Consider the following 23611-nt stretch of genomic DNA (forward strand, 5'->3'; position numbering starts at 1 on the left):
CCTTCGCCGCCGGAGCGGGAAGTCGGCCCGTCCGACTTCCCGCGCTACCGGTTCCCCTCGCCCGCCCGGGAAGCCGCGCCGGCACCTCCGCCTCCGCCACCTCCGCCCGCGTCCCCGGCACCTCCGCCCGTGCCTCCCGCCCTCGCCCCCGCGCCGTGGGCGGCGAGGAAGGCGGCGACGGCGGCGGGCCAGCCGTACTGCTCCGCCTGCGCGCGGGCCGTACTGCGGCGAGCGGACTCGGGCCGGGCGAGGAGCGCGCGGACCGCGTCCGCGAAGCCCGCGCCGGTGTCCTCCGCGGCCACCCCGGCCGGCCCGACCAGCCCGGGGAGGGCGGAGGAGCGGCTGACCACCACCGGCGTGCCGCAGGCGAGCGCCTCCATCGCGGCGAGGCCGAAGGTCTCCACCGGCCCCGGGGCGAGCACCACGTCGGCGCAGCCGAGCAGCCGGGCCAGGGCGTCGCGGCCGCCGACGTGCCCGAGGAAGTGCACGGGCAGCCGCAGCCGGGCGGCCCGGGCGGCGAGCCGCGAGCGGAGTGGTCCGGTGCCGGCCACCGCGAGGACGGCCGGCACCCGGCGCGCGCGCAGTTCGGCGAGGGCGTCGACCGCCCGCTCGGGGTGCTTCTCGGTGGAGAGCCGCGAGCAGAGCACCAGCAGCACCTGACCCGGCTCCGCGTACCGCGCGCGCTCCTCCGCCCGGTCCCCGCTCTCCGGCGGCCGCATCCCGGAGAGGTCCACACCGAGCGGTGCGCGCGCGAGGTTCCGTACGCCCAGGCGGCGGAACTCGGCCGCCGCCCAGTCGGTCGTGCAGACCACGGTGTCGTACGCCCGCGCCGTCCGGCCGTTGAGCCGGTCGGCGGCGGCGCCGGCGAGCGGGGCCGGCAGGCCCCAGGTGCGGAGCAGCCCGGCGGCGCTCTCGTGCGACACCATGACCGAGCGGATGCCGTGCCGCCGAGCCCAGCCGCCGGTCCAGCGCAGGGTGGTGCGGTCGGAGACCTCCAGCCGGTCGGGCGCGAGCCGGGTCAGTTCGTGGGCGACGGCCTGCCGGTCGGTGAGCAGCCGGTACCCGCCGCTGCCGGGCAGGACCGGCCCGGGCAGGGTGACGACGAGGCCCTGTTCGGTCTCCTCCTCGCTGCGGCGCTCGCCGGGCACGACGAGCACCGGGAGGTGCCCGGCGGCCCGGTAGCCGGCGCCGAGGTGGCGCAGGGCGGTCCGCAGCCCGCCGGAGACCGGGGTGACGAAGTTCGCCACCCGGACGATCCGCAGCGGGCTCCCGTGTCCGGTCATGCCGACAGCTCCTCCGCCACCGGGGCGTCCACCGCCGTGGCGTCCGCAATCAAGGCGGCCGGGGCAGTCGGCGCGGCCGGGACGTCCGGGGCGACGTCGACCCCCCGGTGCTCCGCCAGTACCTCGGCGTAGTGCCGCAGCAGCAGGTCCCCGACCGCCTCCCAGGTGCGGGCGGTCACCTCCGCCCGCCCGGCGCGCCCGTAGAGGGCCCGCAGGCCGGCGTCGGCGGCCAGCGCCCCGACCGCCCGGGCGACCGCGGCGCCGTCCCGGGGCGGTACCAGCAGGCCGGTGCGGTGGTGGGCGACGAGGTCCAGCGGGCCGCCGGCAGCGGGGCCGACCACCGCGACGCCGCTGGCCATCGCCTCCTGGATGGTCTGGCAGAAGGTCTCCAGCGGACCGGTGTGCACGAACACGTCCAAGGTGGCGAAGCAGCGGGCGAGTTCGTCACCGGTCCGGCGGCCGAGGAAGACCGCTCCGGGCATCGCGGCCTTGAGCCCGGCGGCGGACGGCCCGTCGCCGATGACCACCACCCGCACCCCGGGCAGCGCCGAGGTGGCGGCCAGCAGGTCGACCCGCTTCTCGGGCGCGAGCCGCCCGACGTAGCCGACCAGCACCTCCCCGCCGCGGGCGAGTGCCCGGTGCAGCGCCTCGTCGCGGTGGCGCGGGTGGAAGCGGACCGAGTCGACCCCGCGCGGCCAGAGCCGGACCCTGGGCACGCCGTGCGCGGTGAGGTCCTGCGCTGCCGGGGTGGACGGCGCGAGGGTGCGGGCGGCGGCCCGGTGGATGGCGCGGATCCGGTGCCAGGCGGCGGCCTCGCCGAGCCCGCGCCCGGCCCGGTAGGCGTGCGCGTAGCCGGCGAGGTCGGTCTGGTAGACGGCGACGGCGGGGACGCCGAGCCGGGCGGCGGCCTGCATGCCGCGCGCGCCGAGCACGAACGGGCTGGCCAGGTGGACCAGGTCGGGCCGGTGCCCGGCGATGGCGGCGGTGAGCTGCCGGCTGGGCAGGGCGATCCGCACCTGCGGGTACCCGGGCAGCGGGACGGAGGGGATGCGGACGACCGGCAGCTCGGCGGCGGTCGGGCCGGCCCCGAAGGTGTGCGGCGGGCAGTCCGCGCCGCGCGCGGGTGCCGGGGTGATGACGAGCGGCTGGTGGCCCCGGCGGACCAGATGCTCGGCCGTCCGCAGCACGCTGTGGGCGACTCCGTTGACCTCGGGAGGGAAGGATTCGGTGACGATGGCGACGCGCATGCCTGAGTTGTGTCCGGGTCCGGCGTGCAGGCGGCCAAAGGGATCTGTCGTACAAACGAACGCGGGTCGGCGATTTGTCCCGCCGACCCGCGTTCCCACCCTCACCCCGCCGTCACCGGCGGGCGCCCGCTCAGGCCGGACCGGCCGCCGACTCCTTGAGCTCCGCGTAGGGCGCGAGCTTGCGGATCGACTCGATGCTCCTGATGCAGTCGTCCCGGCTCTCCTGCGGGTCGCCGGTCACCACGACGGAGCCGTTGCTCGCCTTGAGCCGGAACCGGTGCATGCCAGTGTCGTCGGTGTACAGTTCGAACTTTCCAGCCATGTCAGTTGACACCTCTCGTTCAGGGAGCCCCCTCGAACGGCAACGTAGGCCCCAGGGCCTCCTGCTGCTTGTCAGCCGAGGCATTCGGGTCTCCGCCGAACGGGTCACGGCCGCTCTCCACGGGCCGACGCGATGTCCCGCCTGCCCGGCCCCGGGGCCGTCACCGGGGCGACCAGGGGACCGGACCGATGCTCATGACAGCCTCGTGTTCCCGCCGCCGGAGGCCGAGTGCTGCCCGGCTGATCCACGCGCCTCAACGTGCGACAGACTGCGTCGACCATCAGGCCGTTCGCCAGGAGCAGCAACCACCCTCCGTCTTCGACCTGTCTCGCCGACGATTGACGGGTACTCAGAGCAACACGCGGCTGGCCCGGGTCGGCTTCTCCGGGTGACCGGCATCGACCTGCTGCTCGTGGTCACCCGAGCCCGCGGGGCCCGGCCCGGGTGCGATCGGTCTTCCCGAGCCCCGTGAGGCGGGCGGGGTGCGGGTGTGGCGGCGGTGAACACGACCGTCCCGGTGGGGCGGTGACGGTCGGTCGCTATCATGGCGCCGGTCGACGAGGGGGTATGCGTGGCAGCCGTGCGCGACGGGGTGGCGGGCGAGGGGGAGCACGAGGGCCTGGTCATCGCCGGCAGATACCGGCTGGTCCGGCGGCTGGGGGCCGGCGGCTTCGGGCAGGTCTGGCAGGCGACCGACACCGCTCTGCATGTCGACGTCGCCGTCAAGCAGGTCTGGCTGGCCCCTTCGATGAGCCCGGCCCAGGCCGACGAACGGCTGGTCCGGGCGCAACGGGAGGCCCGTAGCGCCGCCCGGCTGCGGGACCACCCGCATGTCGTCGCGGTGCACGACGTGGTCGTGGCGGACGGTGTGCCGTGGACGGTGATGCAGCTGATCACCGGGGGCTCGCTGGCCGACCGGCTGGCGGCCGGGCCGCTGGCGCCCGAGGCGGTGGCCCGGATCGGCGCCGCGATGCTGTCGGCGCTGGGTGCGGCGCATGCGGCGGGCATCGTCCACCGGGACGTGAAGCCGGCCAACATCATGCTCGCCGATGACGGTCAGGTGCTGCTGACCGACTTCGGCATCGCCCTGCGGCACGAGGACACCGCGCTCACCGCGACGGGCGCCGTCATCGGGTCGGTCGAGTACATGGCGCCCGAGCGCCTCCACGGACAGGAGGACGGGCCGGCCGGGGACCTCTTCTCGCTCGGCGTCTCGCTGTACCAGGCGGTCGAGGGTCGGTCCCCGTTCCAGCGCGGCACCCCGACCGCGTCGCTGCTGGCCGTGGTCTCGGACGAGGCGCCGCCGCCGCGCCGCGCGGGGGCGCTCGCGCCCGTGATCGAGGGCCTGATGGCCAAGGACCCCCGGCGCAGGCTCACTTTGCACGAGGCCGCCGCGCTGCTGGGACAGCCCGCCGGTGCCCGCCTTCCCGGGCCGGTGGTTCCCGGTCCGGTGCTTCCTGCTCCGTCGCCGGTGGCTGCTGTATCCGGACCAGTGGCGGGCGATGCCGGTTCTGCGGGCGTCATCGACGCGTACGCCGGGCTCACTGCTCCCGCGCCGGCGCCCGCACCGTCCGCCACCGCGCCCGAGGCGGTCACCGCGCCCGAGGCGGCCGCCGCCCCGGGGGTGACGGCGGACCGGCCGCGGCGGGGGCCGTGGGTGGTGATCGCCGCGTCGCTCGTCGCGGGAGCCGCCGCGCTGGGTGTGGCCTTCGCCGTGCCCTACTTCTCCGAGCCCCGGGCGATCCGGGCCAAGCTGCTCCAGAAGAGCGAGCTGCCGGCGGGCTACAAGGAGAACCTCGGGGCGGGGGACATGGGCTACGGCCGTCCTGCCTCGGGTTCCTGGCCCTGCGAGGCCCGCAATCGGGAGACCCGCTGGAAGCACACGGAGGACGACACCGCGGAGTACTACTACAGCCCGGGGACCGGCTCGAAGGAGCACTACTCGTTCAACGAGCAGCTCAAGAAGGCCGACGCCGCCGAGATCGCCCGGACGATGCAGGCGATCCGGGACCAGCTGAGCGGGTGCCCGTCGTACACCGTGGACGTGAAGTTCGGCAGCGACCCCCAGAGCTGCGAGGTCACCGTCAAGGCCCTGCCGGCCCCGGCGATCGGCGGCGACGTGGTGGCCCGCCGCGAGACCTACACCTGTAGCCACAACGGCACCACCTACGCGCCGGCCGTCGTGGACAAGGTCACCACCAGCAAGGGCGGGTATCTCGTCGAGTTCTTCGCCACGAAGTCGTCCCCCTTCCCGCCCGACGGTGTGGGCGAGGCGCTGATGACCAAGGCCCTCGGCAAGCTGCCCTGATCTCGGCGCGACCCGGCCGGCCCCGGGGCCGCCGTGAAGGGGTCACCGCCCGGCCGGGGCGGGCGCCCGGACGCCCCGGCCGCGCGGTGCGGTCGGGGCGTCCGGGCGACAGGGGTGCGGCCGGTCAGCCGTTGCTCCGGCTGTACGCCTCCAGCCAGCTGATCTTCGGGCCGAAGAGGCCGACCGAGGCCGCGCCCGTGGCGAGGCCCGACGCCGACGACGGCTGCGGGGCCTCGCTGTGCGCCACCGCCGTGGTGGGCACGGCGACCGCGGCCGCGGCAGCCAGGACAGCGGTGACGGCGAACTTGCAAAGCGTTCCACGAACGGACATCTCAAGCCTTCCAGGTCATCACAGCTCTTCAGTCCGCCCTTGCGGCCGGACCGGGCCCGGGGCGGGCCTCAGAGGCGCCCTGCGGGGGTGCCCCGCAAACGTTGGCATGCGAAAGGCCTCGGACCGGCCGTTTTCGCCACCGGAGCGGTGCGAACGGGTGACGGAGATGACCCGGCCGGGTGAGCCGGCCGCGCATTCGGATCAGTGGCGGCCCGTCGCGGGGCGTTCGGCCCGGCCCGCCGCAGCCGCCGCGTCGCCCGCCGGCTCGGCAGCCGCTCCGTCGGCCGGCACGGGCACGGGTACCGGCCCCGCCTCGCCGGTCGGCGGCATGGCCGCCAGCCGTCGTTCGCAGGCCCGCCGCTGGACGACGGACAGGCCGGCGACCGCCGCCCCGAGTCCGAGCCAGCCCGCCGGGCCGGCCGCCATCACCACGCCGGTCAGCAGCAGCGGGCCGGCGGACTTCTGGACGGACTGGGCCATGCCGGCCACGCCCAGGTAGGAGGCCCGGGCCCGGACGGGCGCGAGCGAGACCGCCAGCTCCCAGGAGGTCACCGACCGCACCAGCTCGGCGGCGGTCACCAGCGTCGCCGTGACCAGCAGGGCGATCGACGCGCTCCAGGGCCCGCCGCCGGTGCCGAACGCCAGGACCACGCAGCACGCGAGCATCGCCACCCCGTACAGCGTCACCGCGGCCGCCGCCCGGTGCGGCCCCTCGGCCCGCGCCGAGACCCGCAGTTGCAGCACGACCACCAGCACGGTGTTGAGCGCCAGGAAGGCCGGGACGAAGGCGTGCGGCGCCGAGGTGTGGTTCACCAGCCAGAGCGGCAGTCCGACGTTGAGCAGCGAGTCGTCCAGGCACATCGGGATGTCCAGCAGGACGAAGCGCAGGTAACCGGCGTCCCGCCAGGGGCTGGGCGCCGGCCCCTCCGCCGTGGTGTCCGGTGCGGCGGCGCCGGCCCGCGCCGCCACCCGCCCGCCGCCCTGGGGCTCCCGGGTGCGCCACACCAGCGCCGCGGTCACCGTGAAGGAGAACGCGTTGGCCAGGACGAGCGCTCGGTAGGCGTTCTCCGTTCCCACGGCCAGGCCGATCGCGGCGATCCCGGCGCCCAGCGCGTACCCGGCGTTGGCGGCGCTGCGGGTGAGTGCCTGGTAGGTGGAGCGCCGCTCACCCGTCGCCCGGGTGGCGAAGAGCATCTCCAGCGTCTTGGCCGCCCGCTCGGCCAGGCAGATGAGGGCGATCACGGGCATCAGGGTGGCGAAGCTGTCGCAGAGCAGCACCAGGCTCATCGCGCCCAGCCGCAGCAGGTGACTCCAGATCAGCAGCCCCCGTACCGGGAACCGCTCGGCCAGTTGCCCCGCCAGCGGTGACCCGGCGATGCCCGCCACCGCGGCGACGCCGAGCAGCAGGCCGACCTGCTGGGCGTCCAGCCGCGTCACGAAGGTGAAGTAGAGCACCGAGGCCGCCGCCCACGTGCCCGTCCCGGCCCGGTCCAGGAACTGGGCGAGCAGCATGATCCGCCCGTCCCGCCCGCCCGGTGGCCGGCGCAGCTGCGCCAGCAGCCCGCCCCCGTTGTCTCGCATGGCCCGCCACTCCCCGTTCCCGTTCCGGTGCTCGGGGAGTAGCCTGCCGGAGATGAATCTCGACGTCAAGATACTTGATGTCGACAGATCTCCCGGCGCCGTTGCCCGTCTACCGCTGCCGCCTGCCGCCTGCCGCCTACCGAGGCCTACTACTGCTGCCCGCCTACCGCCCGCCGGCGCCGCCGAGCGTCGCGCGGAGCAGCCTGCGGTCGGGCTTGCCGACGTCGGTGAGCGGCAGGTGGTCCACGGCGTGGACGGCGGCCGGTGCGTACATCGCGCCCAGTCGGTCGGTGATCCAGGCGCGGACCAGTACGCCGTCCGCCTGCCGGTCGCCCGCCGGGACGACCGCGACGTGCAACTCCTCCGTCCCGTCCGACCGTTGGACGCCGAAGGCCGCGCACTGGGCGACGGCGGGGTGGGCGAGCAGCGCCTGCTCCACCTCCGCCGGGTAGACATGGCCGCCCACCACGATGACCATCTCCTTCAGCCGGTCGACCAGGTGGAGGTAGCCCGCGCCGTCGAGGTGGCCGACGTCCCCGGTGCGGACCCAACCCTCCTGCAGCACCTCGGCGGTGAGGTCCGGCCGGCGCCAGTAGCCGCTCATCACCATCGGGGTGCGGACGTGGATCTCCCCGTTCTCGCCGGCGGGCAGGACGGCCCCGGCCGGGCTGCGGATCTCGATCTCCACCCCGGGATCGGCCCGGCCGGCGGTGATCCGGCCGCCGGGGCCGGTGATCGCGTGCTCGTCCGGCCCGACCTCGGTGATCGACCCCGTCTCGGTCTGGCCGTACCAGCCGTGCAGCACCGGCCCGAACACCTCGGCGGCCTGTCGCAGCCGCTCGGCGGAGGCGGGGGTGCCTCCGTAGAAGAGCCGCCGGAGGGCGGAGAGGTCGGTGCCGGCTGCGGCCGGGTGGTCCAGCAGTTGGTACAGCAGGGGCGGCAGCAGCCACACCTCGGTGATGCGCTCCCGCTCCAGGGTGGCGAGGACGTCGCCTGGGTCGAAGCCGGGCCGCAGTACGACGGTCCCTCCGGCGAGCAGTGCCGCGTCGGCGAGGATGCCGGCCATGTGGGCGAGTGAGGTGCAGGCCAGGACGCGGGGCGGGGCGCCGGCCCGCATCCGGCCGGCGAGGCGGTCGAGCAGCTGCCGGTAGGGGCCGTGCGCCATCGGGATGCCTTTCGGGGTTCCGGTGGTGCCCCCGGTGAAGCGCAGGCACCAGTCGTCCTGCGCCCGGACGGGGTCCGCCGTCGTGGCGGGGGCGGCTGCCTCGGCCGCGTCGCCCGGCGGCACGGTGGCGCCGAGCGGCAGCACCACCGGCACCCGCACCCGGGCGAGCAGTGCCTCGGCCGCGCCCGACCGGGCCGGACCGACCAGCAGCACGGGTGCGTCCACGCTCCTGACGATGTCCGCCTGCACCACCGGGGACATGCCCGCGCCGAGGAAGGCCACCCGAGCGCCGAGCAGGTTCGCGGCGTACCGCGCGACGATCGCCTCCGGCCCGTCATCGGTGAGGAGCGCCACGGTGTCTCCCCGGCCGACGCCGTGCCCCGCGAGAACGGCGGCGAACAGCCGGACATCGTCGTGGAGTTCACCGGCCGGGACGGTGCCGCCGTCGGCGGTGACCAGTGCGGCCCGGTCGGGGGCGCGACGGAGGACCGCGAGGACGGCCTCGACGTAACCCTCGAAACAACTCTCGAAAGAACTCTCGGGCGCCGGAGGCAGGTTGGCGGACATGAGGCGGCTCCTTCGGTGTGGTGGTGTCGGGGGTGAGTGGCCCGGCCGGATCCCCTCCTCGGAGGCTAGGTGAGCGCCCTTCATCAACTCCAAGACCGAATACGGCATGAGATGATGCCTTCCGAGTCATGAGCAACGCCCGGGGGAGGGGGAGAGCCCATGGATCTGCCCGCGCTGCGCTGCTTCCAGGTCGTGGCCCGGTACGAGCACATCAGCCGGGCCGCCGAGGAACTGCGCGTCGCCCAGCCCTCGGTGAGCCGGACGATCGCCCGGCTGGAGGCAGAGCTGGGGGTCCGGCTCTTCGACCGCCGGGGCCGGCGCATCCACCTCAACGACCACGGCGCGGCCTTCCTCCGCCGGGTCGACCGTGCGCTGCGCGAACTCGACGACGGGAAAAGCGAGTTGGCGGAGGCGGCGCAGGGAGGCGGCCGGGTGGCGCTGGCCACCGAGACCCTGCTGACCGTCACCGACCTGCTGGCCCGCTTCCGGGCCGCCCACCCCGGCATCGAGGTGCGGGTGCGGCAGTCCTCCGTCGACGCGATGGCACGCCGGCTCCGCACCCGGGAGGTGGACCTCTGCCTCGCCTCCCAGCCGCTGGTGGGGCCAGGGCTGGTCTCCGAACTGCTGCTGCGGGAGGACGTGCTGCTCGCGGTGCCGGAAGGCCACCGGCTGGCCGGACGCGACGAGGTGCCGGTCGGCGAACTGGACGGAGAGCCGTTCGTCACCCCGAGCCGGGGCCACTGGCAGCGCGCCCTCGCGGACCGGCTCTTCGCGGCGGCGGGCGTCGACCCGGTGATCGTCTGCGAGGGCGACGAACCCGGCGCCGTCGTCAACCTGGTCGCCGCCGGGCTGGGTGTCGCCCTGCTGCCCGCGATGGCCCGCGCCTCGGACGTCCGCGCGCCCCTGCGCTGGGTGCGGCTCGCCGGGCCCGACTGCCACCGCGAGCTGTGCCTCGTCCGCGACGGGGACGCTCCCCGGTCCGCCGCCGCCCGGCTCTTCGGCGCCTTCGCGGTCCGTCACTTCCGCCGGACCGGTGTGGACGCGGGAAACCGAGCGGCCGTACTCATGCCGGGGCCCGCTGTTGCGGATGGCACTGGTCGGCATGCCGCCAGGGGTGGTTGATCTGCTCCTGCCCGGAGGACCTCGTGGAAGCGGCGGTGAGCTTCGGGCCCCCGTTGTTGTCGGCGAGTGCCTTTGCCCTCCACCGCCCGGGCCTGCCGAAGGCCGCCGTCCGCCGGTGTGTGGTGCGCGCCTGCTGGACGTGGTCTCGGTGATGGACCGCCTGCGCTCGCCCGGCCGTGCGAGGGGGCTGCCGCCGCCCGGTCCGCGCGCCCGCCCGGTTGTCCGACCTCGCGGTTAGGGTGGGAGGCCCGCTGTCCCGCCGTTCCGGAAGGCCCACCCGATGTACGCCCTGCACGCGCTCTGGCGGGCCGACGGCCGCCTCGCGCTCTGGGCGGAGGATGCGCACGCCTACCGCAACGGCCGGCCGCCCGCCCGCCGCGCCGAGGGCGGTGCCCATCCGTTCGCGTGCTCGGCAGGGGAGGTCGCGCGGCTGCTGGGGGCGATCGGGCCGGGCCTGGAGTGGCTGGCAGGGCAGGGCGCCGAACGCTGGACGGGACTGCTCCTGCCGACCCTCGGCGACCGGCCAGTCCCCTCCCCGGATCTCCCGGTCGGCAGCGCGCCGCGCGGGGCGGCGCTGAGCCCCTGGCGGGTGCCCGCCCTGCTGTTCGACGCCGCCGAGGCGGCCCAGCTGCTGGGCGCGCTGCACGACCCGCACTGGTCAGGCGCGACCGTCGAACTCCCCGGCGGCGAGCCCGCCGGCGGGTCCGGCGGCGAGTCCCGAGGCGCATTCGTCGAGCTCGCCTACGGTGCCTCGCTGCGCTGGCTGTCCGCCGTGCACGACCTCGCCTGGCGGTTGGTCGGGCGCGGGCGGCTGCTCCCGGTGCTCGACCAGGAGGCGCCGGGGGTGTGGGCCGCGCGGTGGCGGCCGGCCCCCGACGCCCCGGCCCGGCGGGAGCTGGCCGCCCTGGCCGCCGGCTGCCCGCCCGTCTGCCGCGCCGAGCACCACGCCTCCGCGCCCGCCCAGGCCGGGCCCACCGGCTCCGGCCTGGCCACCGCGCTGCTGGACACCCTGGTCGACTGCGAGGCCCGGGCCGCCCTCGCGGACCTCGAACCGCCCGCCGAGCCCTGGCTCGCCGCCCTCTGGTCCGCCGACGGCCGGCTCCCGGGGCCGCCACCGGCCGGCCTGCCCGAGCGCCTTGCCGCCTGGCACGCCGCCCGCCCCGCGGGCAGCCCGCTCCGGCTCAACCTCCGCCTCACCGAGCCACTCGCGCCCGACGTCGAAGCCCCCGACGTCGAAGCCCCCGGCCCGGTAGCCCCCTCCCTCGAATCCCCCGACTCCGAAGCCCCGGGCGAGGCCGCCCCCGACGTCTGGCGCCTCGACCTGCTGGCCCAGGCCGTCGACCGCCCGTCCCTGGTCGTCCCCGCCGTCGACCTGTGGTCCGAGGAGGCGGGGTACGCCGCCCTCGCCCGTACCGTCCCCGACCCGGCCGCGGCCTACCTCGCCGAGCTCGACCGCGCCGCCCGCGTCCACCCGCCGCTGCGCACCGCCCTGTTGGGCCCCCGCCCGACCGGCGTCGAGTTGGACCGCGAGGGCGCCCTGCGGTTCCTGCGCGAAGCCGCGCCCGCCCTCACCCGGGCCGGCTTCGGCGTGCTGCTCCCGGCCTGGTGGCAGCGGCGCCCCCGGCTCGGGCTCGCCCTCACCGCGGCCCCGGCCACCGTGCCGGGCGCGGTCAAGCGCACCGCGCAGATCGACCGGGACGACGTCCTGGACTTCCGGTGGCAGCTCTCCCTCGGCGAACTCACCCTCACCGAGGAGGAGTTGGCCGAACTGGCGGCGGCCCAGCAGGGCCTGGTCCGGTTGCGCGGCCGCTGGATCGAGGTGGACCAGGCCCAACTCGCCGCCGCGGTGAGGTTCCTGGCCGAGCACGGCAGCGGCACCATGGAGCCGGCCGAGCTGCTCCGGCTGGCCGTCGACGACCGCGCGGCCGTGGACGGGCTGCCCGTCACCGCCGTCCACGCCACCGGTCCGATCGGCGAGCTGCTGGCCGGCCGGCCCGGCCCCGCCTCCCGCGTCCCCGAGCTGCCCGCCGGCTTCACCGGCACGCTCCGTCCCTACCAGCGGCGGGGGTTGGCCTGGCTGGACGCCCTCGGCCGGCTCGGTCTGGGCGCGGTGCTGGCCGACGACATGGGCCTCGGCAAGACGGTGCAGACCCTCGCCCTGCTCGCCCTGGAGCAGGAGCGCGGCGGGGCCGGGCCGACCCTGCTGGTCTGTCCGATGTCCCTGGTCGGCAACTGGCAGCGGGAGGCGGCCCGGTTCGCCCCCGGCCTGCGCGTGCACGTCCACCACGGAGCCGACCGCACCGTGCCCGACGATTCCGCCGACCTCGTGATCACCACGTACGGGCTGGTCCAGCGGGACGTCGCCGAGCTGCGCCGGGTCCGCTGGCGGCGGATCGTCGCCGACGAGGCGCAGCACATCAAGAACCCGGCAGCCCGGCAGTCCCGGGCGATCCGCTCGCTGCGCTCCGGCCCCCGCATCGCGCTCACCGGCACGCCGGTGGAGAACCGGCTCGCCGAGCTGCACGCCGTCCTCGACTTCGCCAATCCGGGGCTGTTCGGCAGCGCGGAGTCCTTCAAGGAGCGGTTCTCGATCCCGGTCGAGCAGTCCGGCAACGCGGAGGTGGCGGCCCGGCTGCGGCGGCTGACCGGTCCGTTCCTGCTCCGCCGCAGCAAGAGCGACCCGCTGATCGCCCAGGACCTGCCCGCCAAGCAGGAGTTCACCGTCCGTTGCAACCTCACCGCCGAACAGGCGGGCCTGTACCGGGCGGTGGTCGCCGACCTGTTGCAGCGCCTCGCGGGCATCCGCGGGGTGGAGCGCAAGGGCGCGGTGCTGGCGGCGATCGGCCGGCTCAAGCAGGTCTGCAACCACCCGGCCCAACTCCTCCACGACGGGACGGAGTTGGCTGGCCGGTCGGGTAAGGTGGAGCGGCTGGTGGAGCTCCTGGAGGAGGCGCTGGCCGAGGGCGACCGGGCGCTGGTCTTCACCCAGTACGCCGAGTTCGGCACCATGCTCCAGCCCTACCTGCGGCGCAGGCTGGGCGAGGAGGTCGCCTACCTGCACGGCGGTGTGCCCAAGGGGCGGCGGGACGAGCTGGTCGAGCGGTTCCAACGCCCGGACGGGCCAAGGGTCTTCCTGCTCTCGCTCCGCGCGGGCGGCACCGGCCTCAACCTCTCGGCCGCCAACCAGGTGATCCACCTCGACCGCTGGTGGAACCCGGCCGTCGAGGACCAGGCCACCGACCGGGCGCACCGGATCGGGCAGCACCGCGACGTGCAGGTCCGGCGGCTGGTCTGCGTCGGCACCGTCGAGGAGCGGATCGACGGCCTGCTCGCGGCGAAGCGCAGCCTCGCCGACGCCGTGATCGGCGGCGGTGAGCAGTGGCTGGCCGAGCTGTCCGCCGAGCGGCTGCGCGAGCTGCTCACCCTGTCCGCCGACGCGATCGGAGAGTGACCGCCGTGCCGCCTCCCCCTGGTGACCGCCCGCTGGCCGAGTGCCTCGACACCTTCTGGCAGGGCCGCGTCCCGGCCGCCCCGGCCGGTGCCGACGGGACCGACCCCGTCGCCCCGGCCGTCGACGACCTGGGCCCCTCCGGCCTCACCGTCCGAGGACGGCCCCTGGAGGCCGCCCTCGGACCGGCCTACCGGCGCTTCACCGGCACCGGCTGAGCCGCCGGCCGGCACACCCGCCGAGCCACCGACCGAGGTGCCGGCCGAGTTACCGACCGAGGCGCCGACGGAGCCGCCACCTCGGGCACCGGCCGGCATGCGAAGCCGATCAGCCCGCCGACAGCGGGTAGTGGTCGGACAGGTCGGTGTAGGTGTAGCTCTTGCCCCAACTGCTCACCGTCCACGGCGAGCTGTGGAAGCGCACCACCGTGTTGGTGTAGCTCGCCGGCTGCGCGTGGTCGGCCCGGTAGAGGACGTAGTCGAGGTCCTCCTTGGGTTCACCGGGGTAGCGGTGGGCGGCGATCGAGTTGTCCACGGTGTCGAAGGAGTCGGCCCACCCGTTGCGGGTGGTGGCCGGCGCCACGTCGGCGTTGCTCAGCAGTGACGGGTACTCGCTGCCGTGCGAGTCGATGTTGAGGTCGCCGGCGAGCAGCACCGGCTCGGCGGCCGGGATGTTCTTGCCGTCGATGAACGCCTTCATCGCCTTGAGCTGCGCCGCCCGGACGGCGGCCGGCTGGCCGGCGGAGCAGCCGGTGTCGGTGGACTGCAGGTGGGTGCCGACCACGTGCGTGCGCACGCCGTTGACGTCCAGCACCGCGTAGACGAAGCCCTTGTTCGACCACCAGTCGCTGCCGCAGGCGTCCTTGAAGATGTACTGCTCCTTGCGCAGGATCGGCCACTTGCTGAGCAGCGTCACCCCGCCGTCCTCCGGGGTGGACGAGGCGAAGCTGCCGCCGGTGGCGTCCCAGCCGCTGGTCGAGCGGCCGACGACCGGCGTGTGGTACGGGTACGCGGCGGAGGCCTGCGAGGTGAGCAGGTCGGAGGCGGCGTTGTCGAAGGCCTCCTGGACGACGACCACGTCGTGGCCCTGGAAGACGTCCGAGGCGGCGATCGCCTTGGCCCGGTAGTCCTGGGCCCAGTTGGGGTACAGGTTCTTGCTCATCAGGAAGACGTTGTAGGTCAGCACGTTCAGTGCCGGGACCGTGGCGACCGGGGTGGTGGCCGCGGAGGCTGCCGGAGCGGCGGCCACCGGGGCGAGCAGGGCGGCGGCGACGGTGCAGGCGGCGGCCAGCCGGGTGCCGCGACGAAGCGTGGTGGAAGTTGGCATGCGCGCAGTCAACGCGTTCGCGGTCACGTCCGGCAAGACTGCGGACGATAACCATATGAACTCGACGGTAACTTAAAGCTGTCTGGTCAACTCGCTCTCAGGATGGTGGACTTGCCTGGACAACTTGCCCGGCCACCACATGTGCCGGTCGAGGTCCATGGTGAGCGCGGTGACCAGCACCGACCGCACCACCAGGGTGTCCAGCAGCACGCCGAGCGCCACCGCGAAGCCGATCTCGGCGAAGCCCACCACCGGCAGTGTGCCGAGCACCGCGAAGGTGCTCGCCAGGATCAGCCCGGCCGAGGTGATCACCCCGCCGGTCGCGGCCAGCCCGGCCACCGCCCCCTGCCGGGTGCCGTGCCGGCCGGACTCCTCCCGCACGCGGGTCATCAGGAAGATGTTGTAGTCGATTCCGAGCGCGACCAGGAAGACGAAGGCGAACAGCGGGAACGCGTTGTCCTGGCCCTCGAAGTGGAAGACGTGCTCGAAGAAGAACGCGCTGATCCCGAGCGCCGCCGCGTACGACAGCACCACCGTGGCGATCAGCACCAGCGGCGCGGTCACCGCCCGCAGCAGCAGCGCCAGGATCACCAGCACCACGCCGAGCACCAGCGGGATGATCGCCCGGTTGTCGCTGGCCGAGGCCCGGCCGGCGTCCAGGATCACCGCCGTGGAGCCGCCCACCTTGGCGTCGGCGCCGGGCACCGCGTGGACGGCCTCCCGCACCCGGTCCACGGTGTCCTTGGCGGCCTGGCTGTCCGGCGGATCGGCCAGCGTGGCCTGGAACAGCGCCTGCCCCTCGCGCGCCACCGGCACCGAGGTCCCGGCGATGCCGGGCGTGGCCTGCGCCACCGTCCGGACGGCGCCCGCCTCGCCCGCCGTGCTGATCACGGTCAGCGGCGCGCCCGTCCCGCCGGGGAAGTGCTGCTCCAGCACCCGCTGGCCGACCACCGAGTCCGGTGTGCCGGTGAAGCTGCCTGCCGTGGACAGCCCGGTGGCGTTGAGCGAGACCAGCCCGACGCAGCAGGCCGCCAGTGCCAGCCCGGTGCCGATCCAGACCTTGCGCGGCCGTCGGCCGATCCACGTCCCGACGTGCGCCCAGCGGCCGGTCCGCGTCGGTTCCGGCGTGCCGAAGGCCGGCTTGACCGGCCAGAACACCCAGCGCCCGACGACCACCAGCAGCGCCGGCAGCAGCGTCAGCATCGCGGCCAGCGCCACCAGCACGCCGATCGCGCAGACCGGGCCGAGGCCGCTGGTGGAGTTCATCTCGGCGATCAGCAGGCAGAGCATCGACGCGACCACGGTGGCCGAGGAGGCCAGGATCGCCGGCCCGGCTCGGTGCAGGGCGAGCGCCATCGCCTCGTGCCGGTCCTCGTGCCGTCTCAGCTCCTCCCGGTAACGGGCGGTGAGCAGCAGGGCGTAGTCGGTGCCCGCGCCCAGCACCAGCACGATCAGGATGCCGGCGCTCTGCGCGTTGACGGTCAGCCCGGCGTGCTTGGCCAGCAGGTAGATGACGGCCTGTGCGACCACAAGCGCCCCGGCCGCGGAGAGCAGCGGCAGCGCCCAGAGCACCGGGCTGCGGTAGGTGAGCAGCAGCAGGATGATCACCACGCTGACGGTGGCGGCCAGCAGGGTGCCGTCGATGCCCGCGAAGGCCTCGGCCTGGTCGGCGCCGATCCCGGCGGGCCCGGTGACGTGGGTGGTCATGCCCTGGCTGTTGTCGGCGGCGGTGGCACGCAGGCTGTCCACCGCCGGGCGCAGGTCCTGCCAGCCGCCGGTGCCGATGTCGACAGGCACGATGGTCTGCATGGCCCGGCCGTCGGTCGAGAGCACCGGGCCGGTCACCTGCCCCAGTACGTGCGGCGCCGTGGCGAAGGCGGTCGCGTCCCGGGCCGCCTCGGCCTGGTCGGCCGGGGTGATCCCACTGTCGCGGGTGTAGACCACCACGGCCTGGGCGGTGTCCACCGGCTGGAAGGCGCGCTGCTCGTTGAGCACCTGGGTGGACTCGGCGTTGCCGGGCAGCCAGCTGGACGCCTGGTTGTCCTCGGCGTCGGTGAGCTTGCCGGCGAGCGGTCCCGCCACCAGCAGCAGTACCAGCCAGAGTGCCAGCACCACCCACTTGCTGCGGCGTCCGCACGGGAGCGTGGCCAGTCTCCGGGTCGGGCTCATCGCAAACCCCCAGGGGCCTGAGACATCACTCGTTCCAGCCTGCCACCGCCCCGCCGACCCGGCAGTCCGGGACGGTGCCGGCGGGTAGGGCCTACGCCGGCACCGCGGCCCGCTCGCGCAGCTCCTTGAGCACGGCGATGTCGAGCGCGTGCCCGGTGCCGTCGCCGCCGTGCTTGCGGTCCGGCGTCTCGACCACCAACGGGACGCCGGCCGTCTCCGGGTGCTCGAACAGCTCGCGGAACGGCTCCGCGCCGATCCGCCCGGCGCCGATGTTGGCGTGCCGGTCCTTGCGTGCGCCGACCACGTCCTCCGAGTCGTTGGCGTGGATCAGCCGCAGCCGGCCCGGCCCGGCGGCCGTGACCAGCGCGTCCAGCGCCTCCCGGACACCGCCCGGTGCCGCCAGGTCGTGGCCGGCCGCGAAGGCGTGGCAGGTGTCCAGGCAGACCCCGACCTTCGGGTGGCCGTCCAGCACGTCCACGTAGGCGGCGAGGTCCTCCATCCGCGAGCAGAGCGAGCTGCCCTGGCCGGCCGTCGGCTCCAGCAGCAGCCAGGGCGCGTCCTCCCCGAGCGCGTCCAGCTCGTCCAGCAGAGGGCGGACGTCCTCCCGGACCTGAGCCATCGCCTCGGCCCGCCGGGAGCCGCCGCCCGGAGCCGTGCCGACCGCCGAACCGGTGTGCAGCACCACGCCCAGTGCGCCGATCGCGTGGCCGCGCAGCAGCGAGTGGCGCAGCGAGGCGGCCGAGCGCTCGCGGGTCGCCGCGGTGTCCGAGCCGAAGTTGATCAGGTACGGCGCGTGCACGTACGCCGGGATGGCCTGCTCGGCGCAGGCGGCGCGGAACTCCTCGTCCTGCGCCGGGTTGCCCGGGGGAGTGGCCCAGCCGCGCGGATTGGCCACGAACACCTGGACGGCCTCGGCGCCCACCCGTCGCGCGTAGGCCAGCCCCGTTCCGGCCAGCCCGCGGGCGGCCACCGGCACATGGGCCCCGACCGGGTTGCGGACGGCGGTGACCGGCGGAACGGCGGCGGGCGGGAGGGCGGCGGCGGTGTTCATGGGCCCGAGCATGCCACGCGCCCCGGACGCCCCGGCGTGCAGCACCCGTACCCGGCGTGCGTACATCAGCATCGCGCCCGAAGTAATCCTCCTCTGTGCTCGGCGTGATTCGGACCTCGAACGCTGGATCGTGCGGCCGCCGGTGGCGTCACCGTCCGTGACGGATCGGCAACCTGGTGATGGCGATCCTCGCCGCCGCCAACCACGACCCCCGGGTCTTCGTCGAGCCCGAGCGGCTCGACGCCTGCCGGGCCGCCGCGCCGCATCACGATGTCCACCTCGGCTTCGGCCGCGGCGCCCACCGCTGCATCGGCGCCGCGCTGGCGCAGGAGGAGGCCGTCGTTGCCTGATGGTGTGGGGGAGGCGGAGTCTGCTGGTCCGCAGCGGGCGGTCGGTCGGGGTGGCGAGGTGAGTGAACGCAGACCGCACCCAAGCGACTTGACGGGTGAGCAGTGGGCGTTGATCGAGCCGGTGATCACGGTGTGGAAGGACCGGCACGGTTCGGTGAGCGGCCATCAAGATGCAGGCCATGGACTCCGGACATACGGTCGGGTGTAAGGCGCTCAGGTCAGATCTCTGTAGACGGCAATGTCGACAGCCGCTGCAGCCCGCCAGGCACCGTGGCTGCGCCAGGACGCAGGCTCACAGTTCCCTCTTCCTGCCCTGTGGTCAGCGTGCTCAGTCGAAGAGGTCACCGGATGGTCATGGCAGATCTTTCCTTCAACAGCGCACTTTGCCGGATCTCGTGGAGCGACGTCGTTCACGGCACTCAGCATTCGTCGTTTGGCTTGGATGAAGAGGTCGAGCTGCGCTTCGGGCTCAATCTGGACCAGAGCTTCTGGTCGTCGTTCGAGACCTCGCAGTTCTTCGTGCAGTTCTGCGTCTACCGGTTCGGCGCGCTGGTCAAGCGGTTCGACCACGACGGCGACACGCGGCAGCAGCTGCCCGGCGCCCCTGCAACCCAGATATGGCTCGGTCTCGCCCTGGGGCGGGCCGGACAAACAATCTCTGCGGGTTCGGGGCTGGTGCAGTTTCGTCCACAGATTTCCTTCCTGCGACAAAGCGCTGTCGGCAATATGACTGCTGAGTTCGCAGTAGCTCCACACGACCACACATTCATGGTCGATTCGCTCAGCCCTGTCGGCGGTGGCTTCGATGGAGAGTCCCTGGTCGGCGGCGTCGGCATCCCGGAGGGCACCCCGATACCTGAGAAATGACAGCCGGACACCAGGAGGAGACATGAGCCTGACCATGCTGGTGCAGAACATGGACGACTGGTGCGGGACACCCGCGCCCGGCCACCCGCCCCGCCCGCCGTGGCTACGCGACATCCTCACAGCGGTGGTGTTGGCCGAGATCTCGGTCAACATGAGCGGTGCTGACGAGGGCCGCTCCCTGTACCTCGCCGCCGCTCGCCTCTACGAGGCCGCGGCCGAGAAAGTGGCTCTCAATCCGCAGCCGTTGCCCCCGTTGGAGGAGTAGACCTTCTGACAGGACCTCCTGACAGGCACTGCAACGGCACGCCGCTGCAGCAGCCCGAGGACGAATGCCCTTGCCGTCGCCCGCGGGTCCAGTCGGCGGAACCGGTCCGCGATGCAGGTCACGGCCTGGTCGAACATCGCCCGCCAGTGGGCAAGGGCAGGTCTTCGCTGTGACCCGCGGCCATCGCACCATCTTCAGAAGTCCACACGATCTCTGATGATCACGCGGGGGCCACTTTCGCATCGGCCTCTGCCGCCGGCTGGTGCCAGGCATGGGTGCATCCGTCGGCGCAGAACCGCTCCCGACGTCGCTTGTCCGCCACCCCCAGCAGCGCGACCAGCAGCCGAAACGCCTTCACGCGTTCATCCTGTGGCAGATTGATGATCTTTGTCAGCTGCCCGGCCAACTGCCCACGCGTGATCAGCACGGCCGGGGTGTGCGTGGGGCGGATGCCGGCGATCCGTACGCTCTCGGGCCCGTCCTCCACCGTCGCCCGCGCCTGGATGCAGTGTCCGCCCAGATCCCGAAGAACCTCGAACTGCTCCTGGGCGGGCAAGGCTTCGAACCACTCGACGCCCTGCCCGATCGGGCGCAGGCCCTGCGCGAGTTCGTTCAACATGACCGTGCGCTCGTCCATCCGCCAACCTCCGCGATCCGGCTGGGGCCAGCAGTCCCCGAAGGCCATCGAACCAGATCGTGACGTATGACTGGAGTACTGGAGGGTTCCCTTTTACGGCCCCGCTGCGTGCCGGTGAGCACGCACCGCGCGCCCGTCCGCACCCCGCGGCCGGGCGCGTCGCCATGCCCGCAGGTGCGCCGTCCTCACCTCGCCGGCCCTCGCCCGCAGCCGTCCGACCTGCCCCGCGCACCCCCGCCGTCCGCCGGTTGCCGACGCCCCGTCAGTCTCGCAGCCCAGCCCTGGTGGCGGGCCCACCCGTGCGCCCATAGCGTCGATGCGACCGACTCCCACCGGCCGTCATCCTCCGCACACACCGCGTCACCGCGCCGGCGTCCCCGCGAGCGCGCCAGAAAGCAGGTCACCACTCATGCCCACGCGACGGGTCCACCATCTCGCCGCGGCCACCGCTGCCGCCACGACCGCCCTCACCACCGCCCTGACCACCCTCGCCGCCGCGCCCCCGGCCCACGCCGCGGGCGCCCTGCACCTCGTCCAGCCAGGCGAATCGATTCAGCAGGCCGTCGACGCCGCCAGCCCCGGCGACACCGTCCAGTTGCTCCCCGGCACCTACCGCGGCAGCGTCCGGATCACCACCGCCGGCCTCACCCTGCGCGGCGCCGGCCCGCGGAGCGTGATCACCCCCGGCACCGCCGAGGACGGCACCGCCGGCGATGCCGTCTGTGCCACCGCCGGCCACGGCCTCTGCGTCGTCGGCACCGACGACCACCCGCTCGGAGGCATCACCGTCGAGGCCCTCGCCGTCACCGGCTTCCGCAAGAACGGCATCAACGCCAGCGCCACCACCGGCATGACCGTCCGCGCCGCCTACGTCCACGACAACGGCCAGCAGGGCATCAGCCAGGAGAAGTCGACCCGGGCCGTCATCACCGGCAACGAGTCCACCCGCAACGGCCAGTCCGGTGTCTTCCTGGCCAACACGGTGGACAACGAGGGCGGCGCCATCGACACCGACGGCACCCAGGTCAGCGGCAACCGGCTGACCGACAACCGGATCGGTGTCACCGTCCGCCGCCTGCGTGACCTGAACATCGAGGCGAACGAGATCCACGGCAACTGCGGCGGCGTCTTCATCGTCGGTGACGAGGGCGTCCCCCGGGCCGGTGCGCTGAGCGTCGCCCGCAACCGGGTCGTCGCCAACAACAAGTACTGCCCGCCCAACCCGCGGCTCGACTACATCCAGGGCACCGGCATCCTGCTCACCGGCGCCGAGGACACCACGGTGACGGAGAACGAGGTCCGCGACAACGTCGGCGCCTCGCCGATGTCCGGCGGCATCGTGCTCTTCCGCAGCGTGGTCGGCGTGGCCAACGCGCGCAACACCATCTCCGGCAACCGCGCGGTCGGCAACGGCCCGGCCGACCTGGTGGACGCCGACACCGGCACCACCAACTCCTTCACCCGCAACCACTGCGCGGTCTCCACGCCCGCCGGCCACTGCTGAACCGCCGCGCGCCGCACCCGCTCCGCGACTCCCCGGGGGCCCAGGGCGTGTCCGTGAAGTCCCGACCGCCCGGCGACGCCGGGACACGCCCCGGCCCCCACCTCCCCTCTGCAGAAAGACGGCACATGACCACCACGCCCGCCACCACCCCGCCGGCCGCGATGCGCCTGCGGGAGCTCGTCTTCGGCGCCGCCTGCGCCGCCGCCGTCCGCGCGGCCGCCCGGCTCGGCGTCGCCGACGCGCTCGGCGACACCCCGACCACCGTCACCGACCTCGCGGCCGCGCTCGACACCGAGCCCAAGCAGCTGCGCCGCCTGCTGCGCGCGCTCACCTGCTACGGCATCTTCCAGGAGACCGGCGGCGACCGCTTCGAGCACACCGAGATGTCCCGCCTGCTGCGCGAGGACGCCCCGAACAGCCTGCGCTACATCTCCCTCTGGTGCACCGAGCCGTGGACCTGGGAGGCCTGGCCGAAGCTGGACGAGGCGGTCCGCTCCGGCCGCAACGTCTTCCCCGAGCTGTTCGGCAAGGAGTTCTTCGACTACCTGCACAGCGACGCGGGCGACTCCGCGAAGGTCTTCGACAAGGCGATGACCACCTCCAGCCGCCAGTCCGCCGCCGACTTCGCCGCCTACCTGGACCTCACCGGGATCGACTCGGTGGTCGACATCGGCGGCGGCCAGGGACACGTGCTGGCCAGCCTGCTGGAGAAGCACCCGGCGCTGCACGGCACCCTGCTCGACCTGCCCAAGGTGGTCGCCGGCGCCGACCCGCGGCTGCGCGACGGCGGCGCCTACTCCGCCCGGGCCCGCCTGGTGCCCGGCGACTGCCGGGTGGACATCCCGGTCCGCGCCGACCTCTACATCATCAAGAACATCCTGGAGTGGGACGACGAGAGCACCCGTCGCACCCTCGCCAACGTGGTCCGCGCGGCCCGCCCGGGTGCCCGCGTCGTGGTGGTCGAGAACCTGGTCGACGACAGCCCGTCGATGCGCTTCACCACCGCCATGGACCTGATGCTGATGCTCAACGTAGGCGGCGCCAAGCACTCCGAGGAGAGCCTCGTCCGGCTGATGGACGAGGCCGGCCTGGACGTTGCCGAGGTCCGCCCGGTCAACCCGTACCTGCACGCCTTCGAGGCCACCGTGCGCGGCTGACCCCGACCCCGCGTACGACGAGACCGCCCGCACCGGGCTCCCGGTGCGGGCGGTCTCGTCGTACGTCCTGAGGCGGGCTCAGGCCTTGCGCGAAGACTCCAGGTGCGCGAAGACCACCACGTTGTCCAGGTAGTCCTTGCGCTTCTTGTCGTAGGTGCCGCCACAGGTGATCAGCCGCAGCTGGGCGTCCGGCGTCTTCCCGTAGACCTTCTGGTCGGGGAAGGCGCTCTTGGCGAAGGTCTCCACCGAGTCGACCGTGAAGACGGCGACCGTGCCGTCCGCCCGCTGCACCTCGACCTTGTTGCCCGGCAGCAGCAGGCTGAGCAGCAGGAACACCGCCGGGCCCTTGGTGGTGTCCACGTGCCCGGCCACCACGGCGCTGCCGCGCTCGCCGGGGGTGACGCCGTCGCGGTACCAGCCGACCAGGTTCTGGTTGTCCGGCGGTGGCGCGTTGAGCTGCCCGGCCGGGTTCAGGGTCAGCTCGGTGAACGGCGCGTCCACGGCGATCTGCGGGATCCGCAGCCGGGTCGGATTCGACCGTTTCAGCGCGGGCGCGGCCGCCTTGGCCGGTGTCGGGGCGGGCGTCGGGGAGGCGGACGCGGGGCCCGGCGACGCGCTCGCGGTGGCCGCCGGGGGAGCGGCCTGGCCCGGCGCGGGCTCGGCCGAGGGTGCGGCGTCCACCGAGTTGTAGATCAGCAGCAGACCGGCCGCCGCCGCGCCCATACCCGCGCGCAGCAGCCGGGACGTACCAGGGACCAGACCGGTCATCACTCCACTCCTCGGCCTTCACAGCGACTCGGCCTTCACATCGGCACACCGGCAGCGGCGCCCGTGAAGCACGGCCCTGAAGCACCGCCCTGAAGCAGTGCCCCTGAAGCAGTGCCCCGCGCGCCCCCGCCGTGGCCGGCGCA

20 protein-coding genes and 1 pseudogene are annotated in these 23611 nt (G+C 74.1%); 10 read left to right on the forward strand and 11 right to left on the reverse strand.

Going from position 1 to position 23611, the window contains the following annotated elements; translation table 11 throughout:
- Positions 1–44: 44 nt before the first annotated feature.
- The 3 genes from ACZ6NC_RS07815 to ACZ6NC_RS07825 form a co-directional block, all read right to left on the reverse strand.
- Entirely contained in the window at positions 45–1283 is a 1239-nt protein-coding gene (locus tag ACZ6NC_RS07815) for a glycosyltransferase (protein ID WP_465730055.1), read from the reverse strand.
- The gene (locus ACZ6NC_RS07820) at positions 1280–2530 is read right to left on the reverse strand and encodes a glycosyltransferase family 4 protein (RefSeq protein WP_465730057.1); all 1251 of its coding nucleotides are present in this window, start codon (positions 2528–2530) and stop codon (positions 1280–1282) included. The genes ACZ6NC_RS07815 and ACZ6NC_RS07820 overlap by 4 nt, the downstream gene beginning before the upstream one ends.
- Before the next feature lie 130 nt (positions 2531–2660).
- The gene (locus ACZ6NC_RS07825; RefSeq protein WP_465730059.1) at positions 2661–2852 is read right to left on the reverse strand and encodes a YegP family protein; all 192 of its coding nucleotides are present in this window, start codon (positions 2850–2852) and stop codon (positions 2661–2663) included.
- A gap of 571 nt (positions 2853–3423) precedes the next feature.
- Between ACZ6NC_RS07825 and ACZ6NC_RS07830 the strand changes: the two genes are divergently transcribed.
- Positions 3424–5160 (forward strand): serine/threonine-protein kinase, encoded by a 1737-nt coding sequence (locus ACZ6NC_RS07830; RefSeq protein WP_465730061.1) that lies wholly within the window; start codon positions 3424–3426, stop codon positions 5158–5160.
- 124 nt (positions 5161–5284) lie between these two features.
- On the opposite strand, the gene ACZ6NC_RS07835 is transcribed toward ACZ6NC_RS07830, so the two are convergent.
- The 3 genes from ACZ6NC_RS07835 to ACZ6NC_RS07845 all read right to left on the reverse strand — a co-directional run bounded on the left by ACZ6NC_RS07835 (position 5285) and on the right by ACZ6NC_RS07845 (position 8804).
- Positions 5285–5491 (reverse strand): hypothetical protein, encoded by a 207-nt coding sequence (locus ACZ6NC_RS07835; protein ID WP_465730063.1) that lies wholly within the window; start codon positions 5489–5491, stop codon positions 5285–5287.
- Between the two features lie 201 nt (positions 5492–5692).
- Positions 5693–7072, reverse strand: a complete 1380-nt coding sequence (locus tag ACZ6NC_RS07840; RefSeq protein ID WP_465730065.1) for an MFS transporter — start codon at positions 7070–7072, stop codon at positions 5693–5695.
- A 163-nt stretch (positions 7073–7235) separates the two neighbouring features.
- Positions 7236–8804 carry a class I adenylate-forming enzyme family protein gene (locus ACZ6NC_RS07845; protein WP_465730067.1) on the reverse strand — a complete coding sequence of 523 codons (1569 nt, stop codon included), beginning with the start codon at positions 8802–8804 and terminating at the stop codon, positions 7236–7238.
- 159 nt (positions 8805–8963) lie between these two features.
- Between ACZ6NC_RS07845 and ACZ6NC_RS07850 the strand changes: the two genes are divergently transcribed.
- From ACZ6NC_RS07850 to ACZ6NC_RS07860, 3 genes are all read left to right on the forward strand, one after another.
- Entirely contained in the window at positions 8964–9926 is a 963-nt protein-coding gene (locus ACZ6NC_RS07850) for a LysR family transcriptional regulator (RefSeq protein WP_465730069.1), read from the forward strand.
- Between the two features lie 280 nt (positions 9927–10206).
- Positions 10207–13377 carry an SNF2-related protein gene (locus ACZ6NC_RS07855; RefSeq protein ID WP_465730071.1) on the forward strand — a complete coding sequence of 1057 codons (3171 nt, stop codon included), beginning with the start codon at positions 10207–10209 and terminating at the stop codon, positions 13375–13377.
- A gap of 5 nt (positions 13378–13382) precedes the next feature.
- The gene (locus ACZ6NC_RS07860; protein ID WP_465730073.1) at positions 13383–13592 is read left to right on the forward strand and encodes a hypothetical protein; all 210 of its coding nucleotides are present in this window, start codon (positions 13383–13385) and stop codon (positions 13590–13592) included.
- Between the two features lie 109 nt (positions 13593–13701).
- Here ACZ6NC_RS07860 and sph read toward each other — a convergent pair whose 3' ends face one another.
- The 3 genes from sph to ACZ6NC_RS07875 all read right to left on the reverse strand — a co-directional run bounded on the left by sph (position 13702) and on the right by ACZ6NC_RS07875 (position 17920).
- Entirely contained in the window at positions 13702–14700 is a 999-nt protein-coding gene (sph, locus tag ACZ6NC_RS07865; protein ID WP_465730075.1) for a sphingomyelin phosphodiesterase, read from the reverse strand.
- A gap of 72 nt (positions 14701–14772) precedes the next feature.
- On the reverse strand, positions 14773–16869 hold the full coding sequence (locus ACZ6NC_RS07870) for an MMPL family transporter (protein WP_465730077.1): 2097 nt from the start codon (positions 16867–16869) through the stop codon (positions 14773–14775).
- 91 nt (positions 16870–16960) lie between these two features.
- Positions 16961–17920, reverse strand: a complete 960-nt coding sequence (locus ACZ6NC_RS07875; protein ID WP_465730079.1) for a deoxyribonuclease IV — start codon at positions 17918–17920, stop codon at positions 16961–16963.
- 179 nt (positions 17921–18099) lie between these two features.
- On the opposite strand from ACZ6NC_RS07875, the gene ACZ6NC_RS07880 reads away from it, so the two are divergent.
- The 4 genes and pseudogenes from ACZ6NC_RS07880 (at position 18100) to ACZ6NC_RS07895 (ending at position 19402) form a co-directional block, all read left to right on the forward strand.
- Positions 18100–18270, forward strand: coding sequence for a cytochrome P450 (locus ACZ6NC_RS07880; RefSeq protein ID WP_465730081.1), 171 nt, complete (start codon positions 18100–18102; stop codon positions 18268–18270).
- Between the two features lie 58 nt (positions 18271–18328).
- Positions 18329–18445: pseudogene (locus tag ACZ6NC_RS07885) on the forward strand (transposase); the annotation flags it as partial.
- A 179-nt stretch (positions 18446–18624) separates the two neighbouring features.
- A complete protein-coding gene (locus ACZ6NC_RS07890) occupies positions 18625–19137 on the forward strand; it encodes a hypothetical protein (protein WP_465730083.1) in 513 nt (170 codons plus the stop codon).
- Between the two features lie 22 nt (positions 19138–19159).
- Complete coding sequence (locus ACZ6NC_RS07895) at positions 19160–19402, forward strand: hypothetical protein (RefSeq protein WP_465730085.1); 243 nt, start codon at positions 19160–19162, stop codon at positions 19400–19402.
- Positions 19403–19622: 220 nt separating this feature from the next.
- Here the strand turns inward: ACZ6NC_RS07895 and ACZ6NC_RS07900 are convergent, their stop codons facing one another.
- Positions 19623–20039: a DUF5958 family protein gene (locus ACZ6NC_RS07900; RefSeq protein WP_465730087.1), complete on the reverse strand. Its 417-nt coding sequence runs from the start codon at positions 20037–20039 to the stop codon at positions 19623–19625.
- 409 nt (positions 20040–20448) lie between these two features.
- On the opposite strand from ACZ6NC_RS07900, the gene ACZ6NC_RS07905 reads away from it, so the two are divergent.
- A complete protein-coding gene (locus tag ACZ6NC_RS07905; protein ID WP_465730089.1) occupies positions 20449–21543 on the forward strand; it encodes a right-handed parallel beta-helix repeat-containing protein in 1095 nt (364 codons plus the stop codon).
- A 125-nt stretch (positions 21544–21668) separates the two neighbouring features.
- Positions 21669–22700: a methyltransferase gene (locus tag ACZ6NC_RS07910; RefSeq protein ID WP_465730091.1), complete on the forward strand. Its 1032-nt coding sequence runs from the start codon at positions 21669–21671 to the stop codon at positions 22698–22700.
- A 78-nt stretch (positions 22701–22778) separates the two neighbouring features.
- Here ACZ6NC_RS07910 and ACZ6NC_RS07915 read toward each other — a convergent pair whose 3' ends face one another.
- A complete protein-coding gene (locus ACZ6NC_RS07915) occupies positions 22779–23468 on the reverse strand; it encodes a class F sortase (RefSeq protein ID WP_465730093.1) in 690 nt (229 codons plus the stop codon).
- Between the last annotated feature and the right edge of the window lie 143 nt (positions 23469–23611).

It is taken from the genome of Kitasatospora sp. NPDC041988, from assembly GCF_055588525.1.